At 71.8% G+C, this 16,399-nt stretch carries 17 protein-coding genes and 1 pseudogene; 9 read left to right on the top strand and 9 right to left on the bottom strand.

The annotated features are described in order from the left end of the window. Window positions 1-2: 2 nt before the first annotated feature. The 6 genes from AB0B72_RS10640 to AB0B72_RS10615 all read right to left on the bottom strand — a co-directional run bounded on the left by AB0B72_RS10640 (window position 3) and on the right by AB0B72_RS10615 (window position 5,446). Entirely contained in the window at window positions 3-632 is a 630-nt protein-coding gene (locus AB0B72_RS10640; protein ID WP_367738355.1) for a hypothetical protein, read from the bottom strand. Window positions 633-758: 126 nt separating this feature from the next. Further along, on the bottom strand, window positions 759-1,220 hold the full coding sequence (tsaE, locus tag AB0B72_RS10635; RefSeq protein WP_367738354.1) for a tRNA (adenosine(37)-N6)-threonylcarbamoyltransferase complex ATPase subunit type 1 TsaE: 462 nt from the start codon (window positions 1,218-1,220) through the stop codon (window positions 759-761). Then, a complete protein-coding gene (locus AB0B72_RS10630) occupies window positions 1,217-2,269 on the bottom strand; it encodes an alpha/beta fold hydrolase (protein ID WP_367738353.1) in 1,053 nt (350 codons plus the stop codon). Before AB0B72_RS10630 ends, tsaE begins: the two co-directional genes overlap by 4 nt. A 24-nt stretch (window positions 2,270-2,293) precedes the next feature. Next, window positions 2,294-3,439, bottom strand: a complete 1,146-nt coding sequence (gene alr, locus AB0B72_RS10625; RefSeq protein ID WP_367738352.1) for an alanine racemase — start codon at window positions 3,437-3,439, stop codon at window positions 2,294-2,296. Between the two features lie 63 nt (window positions 3,440-3,502). Then, window positions 3,503-5,017 (bottom strand): NAD(P)H-hydrate dehydratase, encoded by a 1,515-nt coding sequence (locus tag AB0B72_RS10620; protein ID WP_367738351.1) that lies wholly within the window; start codon window positions 5,015-5,017, stop codon window positions 3,503-3,505. Window positions 5,018-5,095: 78 nt separating this feature from the next. Next, entirely contained in the window at window positions 5,096-5,446 is a 351-nt protein-coding gene (locus AB0B72_RS10615; protein WP_367738350.1) for a holo-ACP synthase, read from the bottom strand. A gap of 128 nt (window positions 5,447-5,574) precedes the next feature. On the opposite strand from AB0B72_RS10615, the gene coaA reads away from it, so the two are divergent. The 7 genes and pseudogenes from coaA to AB0B72_RS10580 form a co-directional block, all read left to right on the top strand. Continuing rightward, complete coding sequence (coaA, locus tag AB0B72_RS10610) at window positions 5,575-6,498, top strand: type I pantothenate kinase (protein WP_367738349.1); 924 nt, start codon at window positions 5,575-5,577, stop codon at window positions 6,496-6,498. Between the two features lie 24 nt (window positions 6,499-6,522). Beyond that, complete coding sequence (locus tag AB0B72_RS10605; RefSeq protein WP_367738348.1) at window positions 6,523-7,470, top strand: DUF389 domain-containing protein; 948 nt, start codon at window positions 6,523-6,525, stop codon at window positions 7,468-7,470. Between the two features lie 90 nt (window positions 7,471-7,560). Continuing rightward, window positions 7,561-8,490 (top strand): ABC transporter ATP-binding protein, encoded by a 930-nt coding sequence (locus AB0B72_RS10600; RefSeq protein ID WP_367738347.1) that lies wholly within the window; start codon window positions 7,561-7,563, stop codon window positions 8,488-8,490. Continuing rightward, complete coding sequence (locus AB0B72_RS10595; RefSeq protein WP_367738346.1) at window positions 8,487-9,353, top strand: ABC transporter permease; 867 nt, start codon at window positions 8,487-8,489, stop codon at window positions 9,351-9,353. The genes AB0B72_RS10600 and AB0B72_RS10595 overlap by 4 nt, the downstream gene beginning before the upstream one ends. Continuing rightward, the gene (locus AB0B72_RS10590) at window positions 9,353-10,306 is read left to right on the top strand and encodes an ABC transporter ATP-binding protein (RefSeq protein WP_367738345.1); all 954 of its coding nucleotides are present in this window, start codon (window positions 9,353-9,355) and stop codon (window positions 10,304-10,306) included. The genes AB0B72_RS10595 and AB0B72_RS10590 overlap by 1 nt, the downstream gene beginning before the upstream one ends. A 43-nt stretch (window positions 10,307-10,349) precedes the next feature. Next, window positions 10,350-11,066 carry an ABC transporter permease gene (locus AB0B72_RS10585; protein ID WP_367738344.1) on the top strand — a complete coding sequence of 239 codons (717 nt, stop codon included), beginning with the start codon at window positions 10,350-10,352 and terminating at the stop codon, window positions 11,064-11,066. A gap of 158 nt (window positions 11,067-11,224) precedes the next feature. After that, window positions 11,225-11,362, top strand: a pseudogene (locus AB0B72_RS10580) (ClpX C4-type zinc finger protein); the annotation flags it as partial. Window positions 11,363-11,779: 417 nt separating this feature from the next. On the opposite strand, the gene glmM reads toward AB0B72_RS10580, so the two are convergent. From glmM to rplM, 3 genes are read right to left on the bottom strand one after another with little or no spacing between them, the layout of a single operon-like run. Further along, window positions 11,780-13,135: a phosphoglucosamine mutase gene (gene glmM, locus AB0B72_RS10575; RefSeq protein WP_367738343.1), complete on the bottom strand. Its 1,356-nt coding sequence runs from the start codon at window positions 13,133-13,135 to the stop codon at window positions 11,780-11,782. A 1-nt stretch (window position 13,136) separates the two neighbouring features. Then, window positions 13,137-13,658, bottom strand: coding sequence for a 30S ribosomal protein S9 (rpsI, locus tag AB0B72_RS10570; RefSeq protein ID WP_367738342.1), 522 nt, complete (start codon window positions 13,656-13,658; stop codon window positions 13,137-13,139). Between the two features lie 29 nt (window positions 13,659-13,687). Then, entirely contained in the window at window positions 13,688-14,131 is a 444-nt protein-coding gene (rplM, locus tag AB0B72_RS10565; RefSeq protein ID WP_367738341.1) for a 50S ribosomal protein L13, read from the bottom strand. 336 nt (window positions 14,132-14,467) lie between these two features. Here rplM and AB0B72_RS10560 point away from each other — a divergent pair, with 336 nt between their 5' ends. Then, complete coding sequence (locus AB0B72_RS10560) at window positions 14,468-15,193, top strand: CAP domain-containing protein (RefSeq protein WP_367738340.1); 726 nt, start codon at window positions 14,468-14,470, stop codon at window positions 15,191-15,193. Between the two features lie 40 nt (window positions 15,194-15,233). Continuing rightward, a complete protein-coding gene (locus AB0B72_RS10555; protein ID WP_367738339.1) occupies window positions 15,234-16,334 on the top strand; it encodes a hypothetical protein in 1,101 nt (366 codons plus the stop codon). Window positions 16,335-16,399 lie beyond the last annotated feature (65 nt).

The following is a 16,399-nucleotide window of genomic DNA, read 5'->3' as shown; positions in this document are numbered from 1 at the left end:
GGTCAGGCTCCTGAACGCCTACGGACCACGGCGACCCCGGCGGCGAGGGCGGCCAGCAGTACGACGACCGTGACGCCCGTCGGGAGGCCGGTGTCGTCGGCCGGGCCCCCGGCGGCCGTGCCGCCGCCGCCCGCGTGGGGGGCCCTCGTCGGGAAGTTCGTACGCGTCGGCGACCCGGGGGCCACGATCCGGAACGAGGCGCTGCCGATGTCGTTGGTCGCCTCGCAGCGCACCTGGACCTTGTAGCCGCCGGGCTTGGCGTCGGCCCGGGTCGTCGCGATGCCCCGGACCTCCGGGACGACGGTGGCGGACGACGGCGTCGCGGACGTCGTCGGCACCAGCGTGACCAGGCCGGTGAACGCGTCGGAGTGTGCGGTCGCGCGATACTCGGGCCCACCCTGGGGGACGGGGCACCGGGCGGTGATGTGGACGCTCTTGGTCGATCCGCCGGTGAGCCGGGCCGGGGTGACCACGACGCCGATGTCCTGGCGGGAGATCGTGACGAGCGGCGACGGAAGGGCCGGGGTGAGGGTGATCGTCGGGCTGGGGGCGGAGGTATCGGCCTGGGCCGTACACCCGAGCGCGCCGAGCAGAACCGACCCCGCGACAGCGACCTGCGTGACCCTGGTCATCGGCCCACCTCTCCCACGCAGTTCATCTACCCAGAAAACCTATGCCAATCCATGGCGAAAGATCTTCTTTTCGCAGATGTTCCACAGGAAGGGCGCTCCACGTCAAGGACAGCGGCCACTACCGGCCTAGATCCGCGCGCCCGCCGTCCACCGCGCGCCGGCGCCGGTGAGGCTCACCACGCGCTCCTCGCCCTCGGCGCCGCGCTCGACGCGGACCTCCAGGCGGTCCTCGGAGAGCCCCTCGACCAGGCCCTCGCCCCACTCGACGACGGTGACAGACTCCTCCAGCGACGCGTCGAGGTCGAGGTCGTCGACCTCCAGCGACCCGCCCAGCCGGTAGGCGTCCGCGTGCACCAGCGCGGGGCCGCCGCACAACGACGGGTGCACACGCGCGATCACGAACGTGGGGGAGGTGATCGGCCCGCGGACCTTGAGGCCCTCGGCGATGCCCTGCACCAGCGTGGTCTTCCCCGCCCCCAGCGGCCCGCTCAGCACGACCAGGTCGCCGGGGCGCAGGAGCTCTGCGAGCCGGGCGCCCAGCGCCCGCGTCTCCTCCGCCGTCTCCGCGCGGAACTCCGCCCCGATCACGGGTTCCCCCTCTCCGCGCGCTTCAGCAGCTCCCGCAGAGCCTCGTTCACCGCGTCGGGCCGCTCAAGCTGCACGAGGTGAGAGGTCTCCGCCACGACGGACAGCTGGGAGGTCGGCACGGCGGCCGCGATCGCCCTGCTGTGGTCGAGCGGGGTCAGCCAGTCGCGCTCCCCCACGATGATCGCGGTGGGGACCTTGTTGAGCACGTCCAGCGAGGTCAGCTTGTCGTGCGTCATCAGCGCCGGGTAGAAGTCGGCGATGACCTCGGACGGCGTGGCGCGGATCATGGACTCGACGAAGTCGACCAGCGTGGGGCTCACGTTCTTGGGGTCGCCGAAGCCCAGGTAGCGCAGCGCCAGGAAGGACAGGTCGGTCCCTGCCGCCCGGCCGCGGTCGACCAGGGCGCCGCTCCTGCGCATGACGGACACGGCGGACGGCACGGCCAGGTTGACGACCTTCGACACCAGGGCCGGCAGCCCCAGGGTCAGCTCGGCCAGCTTGCCCGCGGAGGTGGAGATCAGCGAGACCCCGCGGATCTTGTCGCCGAACAGCTCCGGCCGCCGCTCCGCGAGCGCCATGATCGTCATACCGCCCATGGAGTGGCCGACGACCACGCAGGGACCGGGGACGAGCTCCTCCAGCACGAGCGCGAGATCCTCGCCGAGCCGCTCGATCGTGCAGTCGCCCGCGTCGGCGCGGGCGGAGCCGCCGTGGCAGCGCTGGTCCCACAGGACCAGCCGGTAGGAGTCGCGCAGGTCCCGCCTCTGGTAGTGCCACGAGTCCGACGACAGGCAGTAGCCATGGCAGAACACGACCGTGAGCGGCGCGTCCTCGGCCCCGTCGACCTCGGCGTGGATCGAAACGCCGTCCGAGGTCGTCAGCGTGACGGCGCGTCCGCTCAGCTCGCCGAAGGGTTCGCTGGCCTCCAGGTCGGGGCGCAGCCGGATCCGGCCCACCGCGTACCTCTTCGCCAGCGTGGCCGCGGCCACGCCCGCCGACGCCGCGCCGACGACCGCTCCCGCGATCCCGACCTTGCGACGTGTGCTCATTCCTGCCCTCCTCGCAGCCGCGGCTCAGCGTCCGCCGATGTGGACGCGTGGCACGCGGGATCCGATCCTGGTCACGATCTCATGAGTGATCGTGCCCAGGGAATCCGCCCACTCCTGACATGTCGGCTCACCGTGGTCGCCGGGCCCGAACAGGACCACCTCGTCCCCCGCCTCCGCCGGGTCGTCACCGAGGTCCACGACGAACTGGTCCATGCACACCCGGCCGGCTATCCGCCGCCGCCGCCCCGCTGCCAGCACCTCCGCCCGGTTCGTCGCGTTCCGCAGGATGCCGTCCGCATACCCGAGAGGGACCAGGCCAAGCGTGGTCTCCCGTTCCGTGACGTACAGATGGCCGTAGGACACGCCGGACCCGGGGGCGACGCGCTTGGCCTGGGCGAGCCGGGCGGTCAGCGTCATGGCGGGCCGGAGCCCGAAATCGCCCATCTCGGGGATGGGGCTCAGCCCGTAGACCGCGATCCCCGCACGGACCATGTCGAACCGGGCGCGGGGCAGGTTCACCGTGGCGGCCGAGTTGGCGATGTGACGGATCACACCGCTCGGCACGCCGGCCTTGTCGGCCACGCCGAGCGCGTCCTCGAACGCGTCGAGCTGCCGCTCGATGGAGGGGTGACCGGGAATGTCGGCGCAGGCGAGGTGGGACCACAGCCCGGCGATCTCGATCGCGCCCCCGGCCTGGGCGGCCAGCGCGTGCTCCACGAGCGCCGGCCACTCGGCCGCCGAGGCGCCGCCCCTGGACATGCCGGTGTCCGCCTTGAGGTGCAGGCGGACGGTCCGGCCCGTACGGCGGGCCGCGGCGGCGATCTCGTCGAGGGCCCACGGCGCGGCCGCCGACAGCTCGATCCCCTGCCGGGCCGCCTCGTCGAGGGGCTCGCCGGGCGTGACGATCCACGACATGATCGGCGCGGTGACGCCCGCCTCGCGCAGGACGAGCGCCTCACGGACGAAGGCCGTGCCGAGCCGGGTCGCCCCCGCCTCCAGACACGCCTCGGCCACGGGGACCACGCCGTGGCCGTACGCGTCGGCCTTGACCACGGCCATCAGATCGGCGCCGCCGGCGTGCGCGGCCAGCAGCCGCACGTTGTGCCGGATCGCGGAGAGGTCTACGCGGGCCTGCGCCGGGGTCGCGAGGCGCGCGGTCGGAAAGCTCACTTCACCAGTGTGTCAGGTGGACCTCAGTGGACGAGACAATCCTGGGCGCGTCGTCACCCCACGTCAGAGCGTGCGCAGGGCCTCAGGGAGCGCCTGGGCCACGTCCAGCGCGGCGATCGGCCCCTCCCCGCGGCCCTCTTCCCCACGGCCCGCGCCGCCTCTCGCCGCCGCGCGCGCGGCCAGCCCGTGGGTGTACGCCGCGCAGGAGGCCGCGTCGTAGCCGGACAGCCCGGCGGCCAGCAGAGCGCCCGCGATGCCCGACAGCACGTCGCCGGTGCCGCCGGTGGCCAGCCACGGCGTGCCGGTCGGGTTGACCCGCACCGGCCGGCCGTCCTCCGCGATCAGCGTGGTCGAGCCCTTGAGCAGCACGGTCACGCCCAGCTCGGCGGCGGCACGCCGGACGTTCTCCAGGCGCCGGGCCTCGATCCGCTCGCGCGGCACTCCCAGCAGGCGCGACAGCTCCCCCGCGTGCGGAGTGATCACCGTGGGGGCGGACCTGCGCAGCAGCGCCGGGTCCTTCGCCACCAGGGTCAGCCCGTCGGCGTCCACGAGCACGGGCAGCCCGGTCGACAAAACGGCCTGGGCCACCACGTGCGCCTCGGAACCGGTGCCGAGACCGGGGCCGAGGACCCACGCCTGCACGCGCCCGACCTCGTCGAGTACGCGCTCCGGGCCGGACGACGGGTCGAGCACGGTGGTGATCGCCTCCGGCCAGCGGGCCCTGACCTGCCGCACCGGCTCACCGGAGCTCGCGAAGCGGACCAGTCCGGCCCCGGCGCGCACCGCGCCGCCGGCCGACAGCACGGCCGCCCCGGTGTACCTGTCGCTGCCGGCGACGACGCCGACGACGCCCCGGCGGTACTTGTCGCTCTCGGCTCCCGGCCGGGGCAGGAGGCCCGCCACGTCGTCGCGGGCCAGCGCCGCGACGTCTGGATCGGGCAGATGCGGGCCCAGGCCGATGTCGACCAGCTCGACGGCGCCGGCGAACTCCGCCCCGGGGTCGATCAGCAGGCCGTTCTTGTACGCGCCGAACGTCACCGTCATGTGCGCCCGCACCGCCGGGCCCTCGACGCGGCCGGTGCTCGCGTCCACCCCGCTCGGCACGTCCACCGCGACGACGATCCCCTCGGTCCCGCCCGTCAGCCCGGCCAGCGTCCCGTACGGCTCCCGCAGCGCTCCCGCGCCGCCGATGCCGACGAGGCCGTCCATGACGACGTCCGCCTGCCCGACGAGGCGCCGGGCCGGCTCCTCCTCGAACGGGGCGGCCCTGCCGCCTGCGGCGATCAGCGCGGCCAGGCCGCCCTCGTGGGTGCGGGATCCCGCCAGGACCGCCGTCACCCGCGCCCCCCGACGGGCGAGCCGGGCGCCCGCGTACAGGGCGTCGCCGCCGTTGTCGCCACCACCGGCCAGCACCACGACGCGGGAGCCGTACACGCGGCCGCGCGTCCCGGACAGCAGGCTCGCGCAGACCGCGGCGAGCCCGGCGGCGGCCCTTTCCATCAGCGTCCCCTCGGGGAGCTTCGCCATCAGCGCCAGCTCAGCGGCTCGGATCTGGTCGGAGGTGTAGGCGGTCCGCATGCGTCCGACGGTAGCCTCCGGCGGCCGCGACCGCGATCAGCGCCTCCCGGCGGGGCGCGTGACGGTGTCGTGGCGGGGTCAGGACTCGGCGATCACGTAGGCGACCGCCATGCCACCGTCGTGGGATAGGGAAAGGTGCCATGTGCGGACCCCGAGCGCGCCGGCCACCTCGGCCGCCTTCCCCGTGATCCGCAGCACCGGCCTGCCACTGGGCTCGCGGACGACCTCGGCGTCGAGATGCCGCAGGCCGGCGGGGGCGCCGAGAGCCTTGGCGACCGCCTCCTTGGCGGCGAAACGTGCGGCCAGCGACACCAGCGGCAGCCCGCGCTCCCCTTCGGTGAACAGGCGGCCGCGCAGCCCCGGCGTACGCTCCAGGGCCTCCCCGAGCCGCGCCACCTCGACCAGGTCGACTCCGATGCCCACGATCACACGGCCAGCGTACGCAGCGGGAGCGCCCTCATTCCCACTCATGACCGCGAGTAATCCATCGATTTTCATCCACAGGCTGTGCACGACCCCGCGGTTCCCATCCCCGGCGCGATCGATACGCTTCCGACGTGGCAGATGGGGACGCGTACGTCGAGCTCAGCCGGCGGCAGTGGCGGGACCTGCGCAAGAACACGCCGCTCACCTTGACCGAGGACGAGCTGGAGGAGCTGCGCGGGGTCGACGACCCCATCGACCTGGCCGAGGTGACCGACATCTACCTGCCGCTCACCCGCCTGCTCAACCTCCACTTCACCGGCTCCCGGCAGCGCAGCGCGGCCGTCGGCGCGTTCCTCGGCGAGCACGAGGCGCCCCCGCCGTACGTGCTGGGCATCGCGGGCAGCGTCGCGGTCGGCAAGTCGACCACGGCGCGGCTGCTGCACACGCTGCTGGCCCGCTGGCCCGAGCACCCGCGGGTCGACCTGGTCACCACCGACAGTTTCCTCCACTCCAACAAGGTGCTGGAGGAGCGGGGGATCATGCACCGCAAGGGCTTCCCGGAGAGCTACGACCGGCGGGCGCTCGTCCGGTTCGTGGCCGAGGTGAAGGCGGGCCGTCCCTCGGTGAACGCCCCGGTCTACAGCCACCTGGAGTACGACATCGTCCCCGGCGCGGTGCAGACCGTGCGCAGGCCGGACATCCTGATCGTGGAGGGCCTCAACGTCCTGCAGCCGGCGCCCCCGGCCGCGCTGGCGGTCAACGACTACTTCGACTTCTCGATCTACGTCGACGCCAAGGTGGAGGACATACGGAGCTGGTACGTCGGCCGGTTCCACAAGCTGCGCCGCACCGCCTTCTCCGATCCCAAGTCGTACTTCCAGTACATCGCCGACCTGTCCGACGAGGAGGCGACGGCGTTCGCCGAGGATGTGTGGCGCGACATCAACGAGCGCAACCTCGTCGAGAACATCGCGCCCACGCGCGGGCGGGCCGGCCTCATCCTCAGGAAGGGCCCCGACCACTCCATCCGGCAGGTACGGCTGCGCCGTACGTAGGCCGGGCCGTACATAATCGGGGTTGTGCTGCATCTACGGGTGATCGCCCCGTTCGAGCGGACGGACCGGGTCCTCGAGGTGCTCGACGGGACGGCCGGTGTCACCAACGTCGTGCTGCTCGCCAAGGCCGCCCGGCGGCCCGAGGGGGACGTGATCCTCGCCGACGTGGCCCGGGAGGCCGCCAACACCGTCATCGGCGAGCTGAAGGACCTCGGCGTCGACCGGGACGGATCCATCACGGCCGAGGATCTGGAGCTGTCGATCTCCCGGGGCGCCGACGAGGCGGAGGCGAGGGCGCCGGGCGCGGGGGACGACGCGGTCGTCTGGGACCAGTTCGAGCGGCGGGTGGCCGACGAAAGCCGGATCACCTGGGCATTCCTCGCCTTCCTCGCCATCGCCACCCAGATCGCCGCGATCGGCGTGCTCATCCCGTCGCAGATCCTCATCGTCGGCGCCATGGTCCTCGGGCCGGAGTTCGGCGCGGTGGCGGCCCTGTCGTTCGGCCTGCTGCGCCGCCGCTGGCCGCTGGTCGGCTCGGCGGCCCGGACCCTGCTGGCCGGGTTCGCCGTCGCGATCGCCGTGACCCTCGCCTGCGCCCTCGTCTCGCGCGGCCTCGGCTGGATCGGCCAGGAGGACCTCCGGCGGGGCGACGAGGTGCGGTTCATCGTCACGCCGGACCGGTGGTCGTTCATCGTGGCCGTGCTCGCCGGAGCGGCCGGGGTCCTGTCGATCACCGCGGGGAAGTCGTCGGCGCTGGTGGGCGTGTTCATCTCGGTGACCACGGTGCCCGCCGCCGGCTACATGGCGGTGGCGCTCGCGCTGGGACGCTGGACGGAGGTCCGCGGGTCGCTGCTGCAACTCGCCGTCAACGTCGCCGGCATGGTCATCGCCGGAGCCGTGACGCTGTTCATGCAACGGCTCCTGTGGTCGAAGTTCGGCGGCGGGGCCCGGCCGGCGCGCGAACGGGTATGACGGCCCGTTTCACGCGATACCGCAGGCGTAGTCCCGGATCCTACGTTCGGGGGAGGCCGGTCCGGCGCCCGGACGGATAGGGTTCGGGCCATGACGACCAGCACCATCCCGAGCTTCGCAACCGAGGGGCTGACCAAGCGGTTCCCCCGCGTCACGGCGCTCGACGATCTGACGGTGGCGGCCGGGACGGGGGTCACCGGCCTGGTCGGCGCGAACGGCGCGGGCAAGTCGACGCTGATCAAGATCCTGCTCGGCCTGCTGCCGGCCACCGCGGGCCGGGCCAGCGTGCTCGGCATGGAGCCGGCCGCCCAGGGTCAGGAGATCCGGCGGGCGGTGGGCTACATGCCCGAGCACGACTGCCTGCCCCCGGACGTGTCGGCCACCGAGTTCGTCGTCCACATGGCCAGGATGTCCGGGCTGCCGCGTACCGCCGCCCGGGAGCGCGCCGCCGACACGCTGCGCCACGTCGGGCTCGACGAGGAGCGCTACCGGCCCATCGGCGGCTACTCCACCGGCATGCGCCAGCGGGTCAAGCTCGCCCAGGCGCTCGTGCACGACCCCCGGCTGGTCTTCCTGGACGAGCCCACCAACGGCCTCGACCCGCAGGGCCGCGACGAGATGCTCGCCCTGATCCGGCGCATCGGGACCGAGTTCGGCATCAGCGTGCTGGTCACCTCCCATCTGCTGGGAGAGCTGGAACGGGTCTGCGACCACGTCATCGTGATCGACGGCGGGCGGCTGCTGCGGTCGTCGGCCATCCGCGAGTTCACCCGGGCCAGCGAGAGCATCGCCGTCGAGGTCGAGGAGGGCTGGCGGCCGCTCGCCGACCGGCTGGCCGGGATCGGCGAGGAGGTGGCCGTGGAGGGCCGGGTGCTGACCGTGCGGGTGCCGGCGGGAGCCGACCCCGGGCGGACGTACGACGCCGTGCGCGACGCGGTCTGCGACCTCAACCTCAGCCTGGTACGGCTGGAGCAGCGCCGCGGCCGTATCGAAGACGTGTTCAAGGAGCCGGTGGCATGACATCCCAGCCCACAGCGGTCATCCACGACATCGGATACCGCCACTACGACGGGCCCCGCCTGGGCCGCGCGAGCGCCACGGTCGCCCTCGCCGTGCAGAGCCTGCGCGGTGTCTTCGGCCTCGGACGGCCCGCCAGAGCCAAGATCATGCCGCTGCTGCTGACGGCGATCATGTTCCTCCCCGCCGTGGTGCTCATAGGCGCGATGGCTCTGGCCGCGCAGAAGCTGGGGAACTATACGAACTACGCGATCTGGATGCAGGCCGTCATCGCCGTCTTCCTCGCCGCGCAGTCGCCGTACCTCGTCGCCCCGGACCTGCGGTTCAAGGTGCTGCCGCTGTACCTGTCCCGCCCCGTGTCGGTCGTCGACTACGTCGTGGCCAAGCTGGCCGCGCTGTCGGTCGCGCTGTTCCTGCTGCTGGCCGTGCCGCTGACAGTGGTGTACGTGGGCGAGCTGCTGGTCGACCTGCCCGGCCCTCCGCGCACCTCCGCCTACGTCGCCGCGATGGTGGGGGCCGTGGTCTACGCCCTGCTGTTCTCCTCGCTCGGCATCGCGCTGGCGTCGTTCACCCCGCGCCGCGGGCTCGGCGTGGCGACAGTGATCGCGTTCTACATGTTCACCGCCGGCGTCTCGACCGTCTTCTACGGCGTGCTGCTGTCGGTCGGCCACGAGGCCGCCGCCCGATGGGCGCTGCTGGCCAACCCCTTCTTCCTCGTCGACGCCGTCCAGGTGGCCCTGTTCGGGGTCGATCCGTCCAACGGGGACGGCTACCCGCCCGGCCCGTGGCCGTGCTTCATCGTGGTGGCGGTCATCGCCGTCGCGGTGACGGGCATCCTCCTGCGCTACCGGAAGGCCGCCTCCTGATGACCACGACCACGTCACCGGTGACCACCCGGCAGGGAGTCGTCGAGCTCGGCCAGGTGTCGCGCTGGTACGGCAACGTCGTGGCGGTGAACGACGTCACGATGACGGTCGGGCCCGGCGTCACCGGCCTGCTCGGCCCCAACGGCGCCGGGAAGTCGACGCTGCTGCACATGATGGCCGGATTCCTCGCGCCGTCGAGCGGCACCGCGACTCTCGACGGCCGGCCCATCTGGCGCAACCACGACGTCTACCGCACGATCGGCCTCGTCCCGGAGAGGGAGGCCGTCTACGGCTTCCTCACCGGCTGGCAGTTCGTGCTGTCGGCCGCCCGCCTGCACCGGCTTCCCTCCCCCGCCGAGGCCGCCATGCGCGCTCTCGACCTCGTGGAGATGGCGGGCGCCAGGGACCGCCGCATCGAGACGTACTCGAAGGGCATGCGGCAGCGGGTCAAGGTGGCCGCCGCCCTCGTCCACGACCCCGGGGTGCTGCTCCTCGACGAGCCGTTCAACGGCATGGACCCCCGGCAGCGGCTGCACCTGATGGAGCTGGTCCGCCGGATGGGCGAGGAGGGGCGGACCATCCTGTTCAGCTCGCACATCCTCGAAGAGGTGGAGCGGGTCGCCCATCACATCGAGGTCCTCGTCGCCGGGCGGCACGCCGCCTCCGGCGACTACCGGGAGATCCGGCGGCGGATGACGGACCGGCCGCACCTGTTCCGGGTGCGGTCGAGCGACGACCGCAGGCTGGCCGCCGCGCTGATCGGCGACCCCTCGTCGAGCGCGGTCTCCCTCACGCAGCAGGGGCTGGAGGTGCAGGCGGTCGACTTCCGCCGCTTCACCGCCCTGCTGCCGCGCATCGCCCGCGACCTCGGCGTCCACCTCTGGCAGCTGTCCCCCACCGACGAGGACCTGGAGAGCGTCTTCTCCTACCTGATCTCCGGGAGCGCCCGATGAACACACGAGACGGCGCGTCGAGCACTCGAGCGGAGCGAGACAGATGAACACCGTGGTGGCGGACATCACGTACCGGGCGATGCTCGGGCGCAAGAGGATCTGGCTGCTGGTGCTGCTTCCGGTGGCGCTCATCGCGATCGCCGCGCTGCTGCGGCTCATCGGCGGGCCGAACGAGCACACAGCAGTGATCTTGATGCAGTCGTTCGCGGTGGGCACGATGCTGCCGCTGCTCGGGCTGATCGCCGGCACCGGCGTGATCGCGCCGGAGATCGAGGACGGCACGATCATCCACCTGCTGGCCAAGCCGATCTCCCGGCCGGTGATCGCGGTGACCAAGTTCGTCGTCGCCGCCTCGCTCGTCGTCGCGTTCGGGGCGGTGTCGACGTACATCGCGGCGTACCTGCTTACCGGAGGCGAGTCCGGGGTGGCGTCCGGCTTCACGCTCGGAGCGCTGTTCGGGGGGGTCGCCTACGCGGCGGTGTTCCTGCTGCTGGGCGTCATCACCCGGCACGCCGTCACGGTCGGCGTGATCTACGCGCTGGTATGGGAGGGCGTCGTCGGCAACTACGTGCCGGGCGCGAGGAAGTTCTCGATCCAGCAGTGGGCCCAGTCGATCGCCGACCACGTGTCGTCGTCGCCGTTCTTCTCGACCGACGTCACGCTCGGCTTCGCCATACCCGCGATGATCATTGTCACGCTCGGCGCGCTGCTGTGGGCCGGGCAGCGCCTCCGCACGCTGTCACTCACCGGCGACGACTAGCCACTCCCGCCATGGAGGACCCCGCCGGGCGCGTGCCTGGCGGGGTCCTTCCGTTTCGGTGGACCGATCGTCGCGGACGGCTTGTCAGGGGGCACCTGACATCGTAGGCTGACGATCACTCGTCAGGAGATGCCTGACAACTGTCTTCAGGAAGCGACATGCCTGCCCCCTCACTCGCCGACCAGGACATCCGATGCTCGTTCTGCGGCAAACCGAAGACCGAAGTCACCAAGTTGATCGCCGGCGCCGGCGTCTACATCTGCGACCAGTGCGTGCAGCTGTGCAACAGCATCCTCGGCATGCCGGCCGATCCCCCGGACGTCGAACGGATCCCCTGGCCGGACACCATGACCGACGAGGAGATCCTGGAGTTCCTGCCGCGCGTCGCCTCGGTGGGCGCGCAGATCGAGGCCGACATGAAGGTGTGGGTGGGCCGTCTGCGCGATCGGGGCGTCACCTGGGCCAGGATCGGCGGCGCGCTGGGCATGACACGGCAGTCCGCCTGGGAGAGGTTCTCCGGCGAGGACTGACCGCGTCAGGGCGTTCGCGACCTTCGAAGACCGGCCGCGCCCTCCGCACGGCCCTGACCCGCCTCGCGGAGCAGTGACCAGAGCCGCGACCATGGCCGTGACCCGGGGCGTACAGGTCGCAGACGCAGCGACGCCCGCCGGGGACATCCCCCCGCCGGGCGTCGTGACGATCCCTGCGTCACATCATGCGCAGACCGTGCGGACGACCTCCGCCAGACGGTCCGCGATCGATGCGGCCTGCTCGTGCGACCCGGCCTCGACCATGACGCGGATCATGGGCTCGGTCCCGCTCGGCCGGATCAGCACCCGGCCGCCGTCGCCCAGCTCCGCCTCGGCCTTGGCGACCGCCGCGAGCAGCTCGGGGTCGGACGCCTTCGACTTGGCCACGTCACGCACGTTGACGAGGACCTGCGGCAGCTTCGTCATGACCGAGGCGAGCTCGGACAGCGGACGCCGGCTCCGCGCCATCTCGGCCATCAGATGGAGCGAAGTGAGCAGGCCGTCGCCGGTCGTGGCGTGATCCAGCATGATCACATGGCCGGACTGCTCCCCGCCCAGGGTGAAGCCGCCCTCCTGCATCGCCTCCAGGACGTACCGGTCGCCCACGGCGGTCTCCACCACGGTCAGACCGGAGTTCCTCAGGGCGATCTTGAACCCCAGGTTGGACATCACGGTCGCGACGACCGTGTTCTTCACCAGGCGGCCGTCGGCGTGCATCGCCAGCGCCAGCATCGCCATGATCTGGTCGCCGTCGACCTCCTCGCCGTCGCCGGTCACCGCGAGGCAGCGGTCGGCGTCGCCGTCGTAGGCGATCCCCAGGTCGGCGCCGCGTTCGACGACGGCCTCGCGCAGGGGGCCCAGATGGGTCGAGCCGACGCCGTCGTTGATGTTCAGCCCGTCGGGCGCCGTGCCGATGGTCTCGACGACGGCCCCCGCACGCAGCAGCGCCTCAGGAGCGACCATGTGAGCGGCGCCGTGCGCGCAGTCCACGACGACCCGCAGCCCGTCGAGGCGGTGCGGCAGCGTGGTGAGCACGTGCGAGACATAACGGTCCGCCTCGCCGTACGCCTCCCTGACCCGGCCCACGGACGGGCCGACAGGGCGGTCCCACTTCTCCCCGAGCCGCTGCTCGATCTCGTTCTCCACCGCGTCCGGCAGCTTGTAGCCGCCGCGGGTGAAGAACTTGATCCCGTTGTCGGGCGCGGGGTTGTGCGAGGCGGAGAGCATGACACCGAGGTCGGCCCCCAGTGCCGATGTCAGGTAAGCGACCGCCGGGGTCGGCAGCACGCCGAGCCGGAGCACGTCCACGCCGGACGACGCCAGGCCGGCGACCACTGCGGCCTCCAGGAACTCTCCTGAAGCCCGCGGGTCCCGGCCTACGACGGCGATCGGGCGGCCACGCCGCCCGACGCTGGCGTGGAACGCCCCGGCATCGCCGAGGACATGCGCCGCGGCCACGGACAGGTCCATGGCCAGCTCCGCGGTGAGGTCGCGACCGGCGACCCCACGTACCCCGTCGGTGCCGAAGAGGCGTCCCAACTTAACGCTTGCTGTACTGCGGAGCCTTACGGGCCTTCTTGAGGCCGTACTTCTTCCGCTCCGTGGCGCGGGCGTCACGGGTGAGGAAGCCGGCCTTCTTCAGCGGCGGCCGGTTCACCTCGGCGTCCAGGACGGCGAGCGCGCGGGACAGGCCCATGCGCAGGGCGCCGGCCTGGCCGGTCACGCCGCCGCCGTCGATGCGGGCGATGACGTCGAACTGGTCCTCGGCGCCGAGCACGACGAACGGCTCGTTGACGATCTGCTGGTGGACCTTGTTCGGGAAGTAGCCGTCGAGCGAACGGCCGTTGATCGTCCACTTGCCGGTGCCCGGGACGATGCGGACACGGGCGACGGCCTCCTTGCGGCGGCCGGTGCCGTACGAGTTGCCCGTGGTGATGGGCTTGCGGACGGGACCGTCGGCGGCGGGGGCCGACTCAGTGGTGTACTCGGAAGGGAACTCCTCCGGGGAGAAGTCCTCAGGCTCGCCCTCGACGAGCGTCTCGATACCGGTGGGCTCGGCCACGGTTCTCCTCTTACTTTCCTGGCTCGCGATTACTGGGCGATCTGGGTGATCTGGTACGACACCGGCTGCTGAGCCTGGTGCGGGTGCTCGGTGCCGGCGTAGACCTTGAGCTTCTTCGCCATCTTCCGGCCGAGGGAGTTCTTCGGCAGCATGCCGCGGACGGCCTTCTCGACGGCGCGGTCCGGGCGCTTCTCCATGAGCTCGGAGTACGAGACGGAGCGGAGGCCGCCGGGGTAGCCCGAGTGGCGGTACGCCTTCTTCTGCTCGAGCTTGTTGCCCGTCAGAGCGATCTTGTCGGCGTTGACGACGATGACGAAGTCACCCGTGTCGACATGCGGGGCGAAGATCGGCTTGTGCTTGCCCCGGAGCAGGATCGCTACCTGGCTGGCGAGCCGGCCGAGCACGACGTCGGTCGCGTCGATGACGTACCACTGACGCTCGACGTCGTTGGGCTTCGGTGAGAACGTGCGCACGGCAGTGCCTTCTGTCGGAATGTGTACTCTCGGTAGGTTGCGCAGGCACGGCGACAACCTCCGTCTCCACATGTACGGGAGAAGACGCCGGACGCGCCGTGCACCGGTCTGCGGGCAGACCAGTCCACACACAACGAACAAGCAGACTACCGTGCCGCCGACCAGTGGTCAAAACACACACCGCGGGGAACGGACATCTACCTCAGTTGAACGTTCATTAAATCCGACCCCCTTGGCCTCTTCTTCCCCATGCTTCAGATGCCTATATTTGACTGCGGTATGTGGCAGACCCCTCACAAACGGCATACTCCATGGGCTCCCCGGAGCGGGACGTTGATGGGGCTGCTCGCATGCGCGACGGCGGTTCTGCTCATCGGCGTCGTCATCGGACGGGTCACCGCGGCCAGGAGCGGCGTCGACGAGGTCTACCTGCGCAATTCCCAGCCGACGCCCACCCCCGAGCGGACCGCCCCGGCGCAGGAGAATCGCGACCGGCCGGGTCTCGACCCCGTCGCCCGCGCCGAGACGCCCATGGCCGAGCAGGACGTGGTGGCGGGGAAGAGGCGGGAGGCGGGCGGCCGGCCCTCGCATCTCATCGACGGCTCGGGCGGCGGCTCCAAGGTGAACACCGTCACGCCGGAGATCTCAGGCGGCCCGGCCGGGGCGGACAACCTCCCCGGTGATCCCGAGCTGGAGTCCCAAGTCGTCCGGCTGGTCAACGCCGAGCGCGCCAGGTACGGATGCCGCCCGCTGCGGGTGGACGCCCGCCTCGTCCGGTCGGCCCGCGCGCACTCGATGGAGATGGCCGCCTCCGACAATTTCGAGCACTCCTCCCCCGACGGGACGACGCCCTGGCAGCGGATGGCCGCCGCCGGCTACTCCAACAGCGGCGCGGAGACCATCGCACGCGGTTTCCAGACCGCCGAAGGGGTCGTACACGGCTGGATGGCCAGCAGCAGCGACCGGCGCACGCTGCTCACCTGCAAACTGGTGGCGACCGGGGTCGGCATGGCCTTCGACGGGAACACCACGTGGTGGACCGAGGACTTCGGTTATTCCTGACCATTCCTCTTCTGTTCGCATAGCCGACTAATCTCAGGCCATGGGTTATCCCGGCGACCAGCAACCACATCGCCAGCCGCACCTCCCTCCGGACCAGCCTCGACAGCGGGAGGCCCCGCCGTACGGAGGCGGGGAGGGGTCCCCCTTCGGCACCCGCCGGGACGTGCCGCCGTACCGGGGGGGAGACGACGCGTCCCGCGGCGCCTGGGAGACGCCCCGCGGCGACGGCCAGGAGCCGCCCTACGGCGGCGAGCAGTCGCCGTATGCGGGACGCAGAGACGCGTCGCCGTACCAGCCGAGCGGCGCCGCCCCGTGGCCCGGACAGGGCCAGGGGCCGGTGGACGACCTCCCGCCCGGCAGGCGGGCCGCGAGGACGGCCGCCCCGCCGCCGGCCGAGCCCCCGTGGGATCCCTACGCCCCGGCCCCCCTGTGGCGCAGGCCGATCGTCCTCGGGGCGGCCCTGCTCGCCCTCATCGGCGCGCTCTTCCTCGGCCTGTGGGTCGCCGCCCGCAACGAGCCCGCACCCGTCCCGACGCCGACCGCCCTGCCGAAGGCGTCACCGATCGCCCCCCAGGCTCCGGAGGGCAAGTACGGCTACGCCGCCTCGCGGGCCACGGACAAGGTGCCTCTCACCGTCCGGGAGCTGTTCGGCAAGAAGACGGTCGTCAACGACAAGCGGTCGTACGCCCGGACGGTCTTCCGCACGGAGAAGAAGTGCTCCGACGGCATCTCGGGCACGAACATCGGCAAGGCGCTGAAGACCGGCGGCTGCACCCAGCTCATCCGGGCCAGCTTCAAGGACGCCAAGGGCACGATCATCGGCACCGTCGGCGTCGCCAACCTCAAGACCTCGGCAGCCGCCAAGAAGGTCGCCTCGGCGGGCGGCGGCGGGGAGCGCAAGGACTTCCTCAAGCCGCTCCCCGGCAAGGACGACGCGACCAAGCAGCTCGGCAGCGGCGAGGCGTACGCGGGGGGCTGGACCCACGGGCACTACGCCGTGCTGCTGTGGTTCCAGTTCAAGGACGGCCACAAGCCGACCAAGAACGAGCTCAAGCGGCTCTACCAGGCGGCCGTGGACGTCACCGACACGACTGTTTTCCCTGCCCTCGACGTCCGCTCCCTCACCGGCGGCCACGGCTGAGACCGGTCTGGTCGGGGGCCGTTTCGTGAGGTCGAAATGGCCCCCGGGCGCACCCCCGGGACCAT

Origin of the sequence: Microbispora sp. NPDC049125, from assembly GCF_040802045.1 — a bacterium.
GTDB lineage: Bacteria > Actinomycetota > Actinomycetes > Streptosporangiales > Streptosporangiaceae > Microbispora.
This window is presented reverse-complemented; position numbering and strand designations above follow the sequence as displayed.

Excerpts from the sequence above, each read along its gene's own strand:
- AB0B72_RS10590 (WP_367738345.1), top strand. The coding sequence starts at position 9,353 with ATGACCACGACCACGTCACCGGTGACCACCCGGCAGGGAGTCGTCGAG.
- AB0B72_RS10620 (WP_367738351.1), bottom strand. The coding sequence starts at position 5,017 with ATGCGGACCGCCTACACCTCCGACCAGATCCGAGCCGCTGAGCTGGCG.
- AB0B72_RS10555 (WP_367738339.1), top strand. The coding sequence starts at position 15,234 with ATGGGTTATCCCGGCGACCAGCAACCACATCGCCAGCCGCACCTCCCT.
- AB0B72_RS10630 (WP_367738353.1), bottom strand. The coding sequence starts at position 2,269 with ATGAGCACACGTCGCAAGGTCGGGATCGCGGGAGCGGTCGTCGGCGCG.
- AB0B72_RS10595 (WP_367738346.1), top strand. The coding sequence starts at position 8,487 with ATGACATCCCAGCCCACAGCGGTCATCCACGACATCGGATACCGCCAC.
- AB0B72_RS10600 (WP_367738347.1), top strand. The coding sequence starts at position 7,561 with ATGACGACCAGCACCATCCCGAGCTTCGCAACCGAGGGGCTGACCAAG.
- AB0B72_RS10640 (WP_367738355.1), bottom strand. The coding sequence starts at position 632 with ATGACCAGGGTCACGCAGGTCGCTGTCGCGGGGTCGGTTCTGCTCGGC.
- AB0B72_RS10585 (WP_367738344.1), top strand. The coding sequence starts at position 10,350 with ATGAACACCGTGGTGGCGGACATCACGTACCGGGCGATGCTCGGGCGC.
- AB0B72_RS10560 (WP_367738340.1), top strand. The coding sequence starts at position 14,468 with ATGGGGCTGCTCGCATGCGCGACGGCGGTTCTGCTCATCGGCGTCGTC.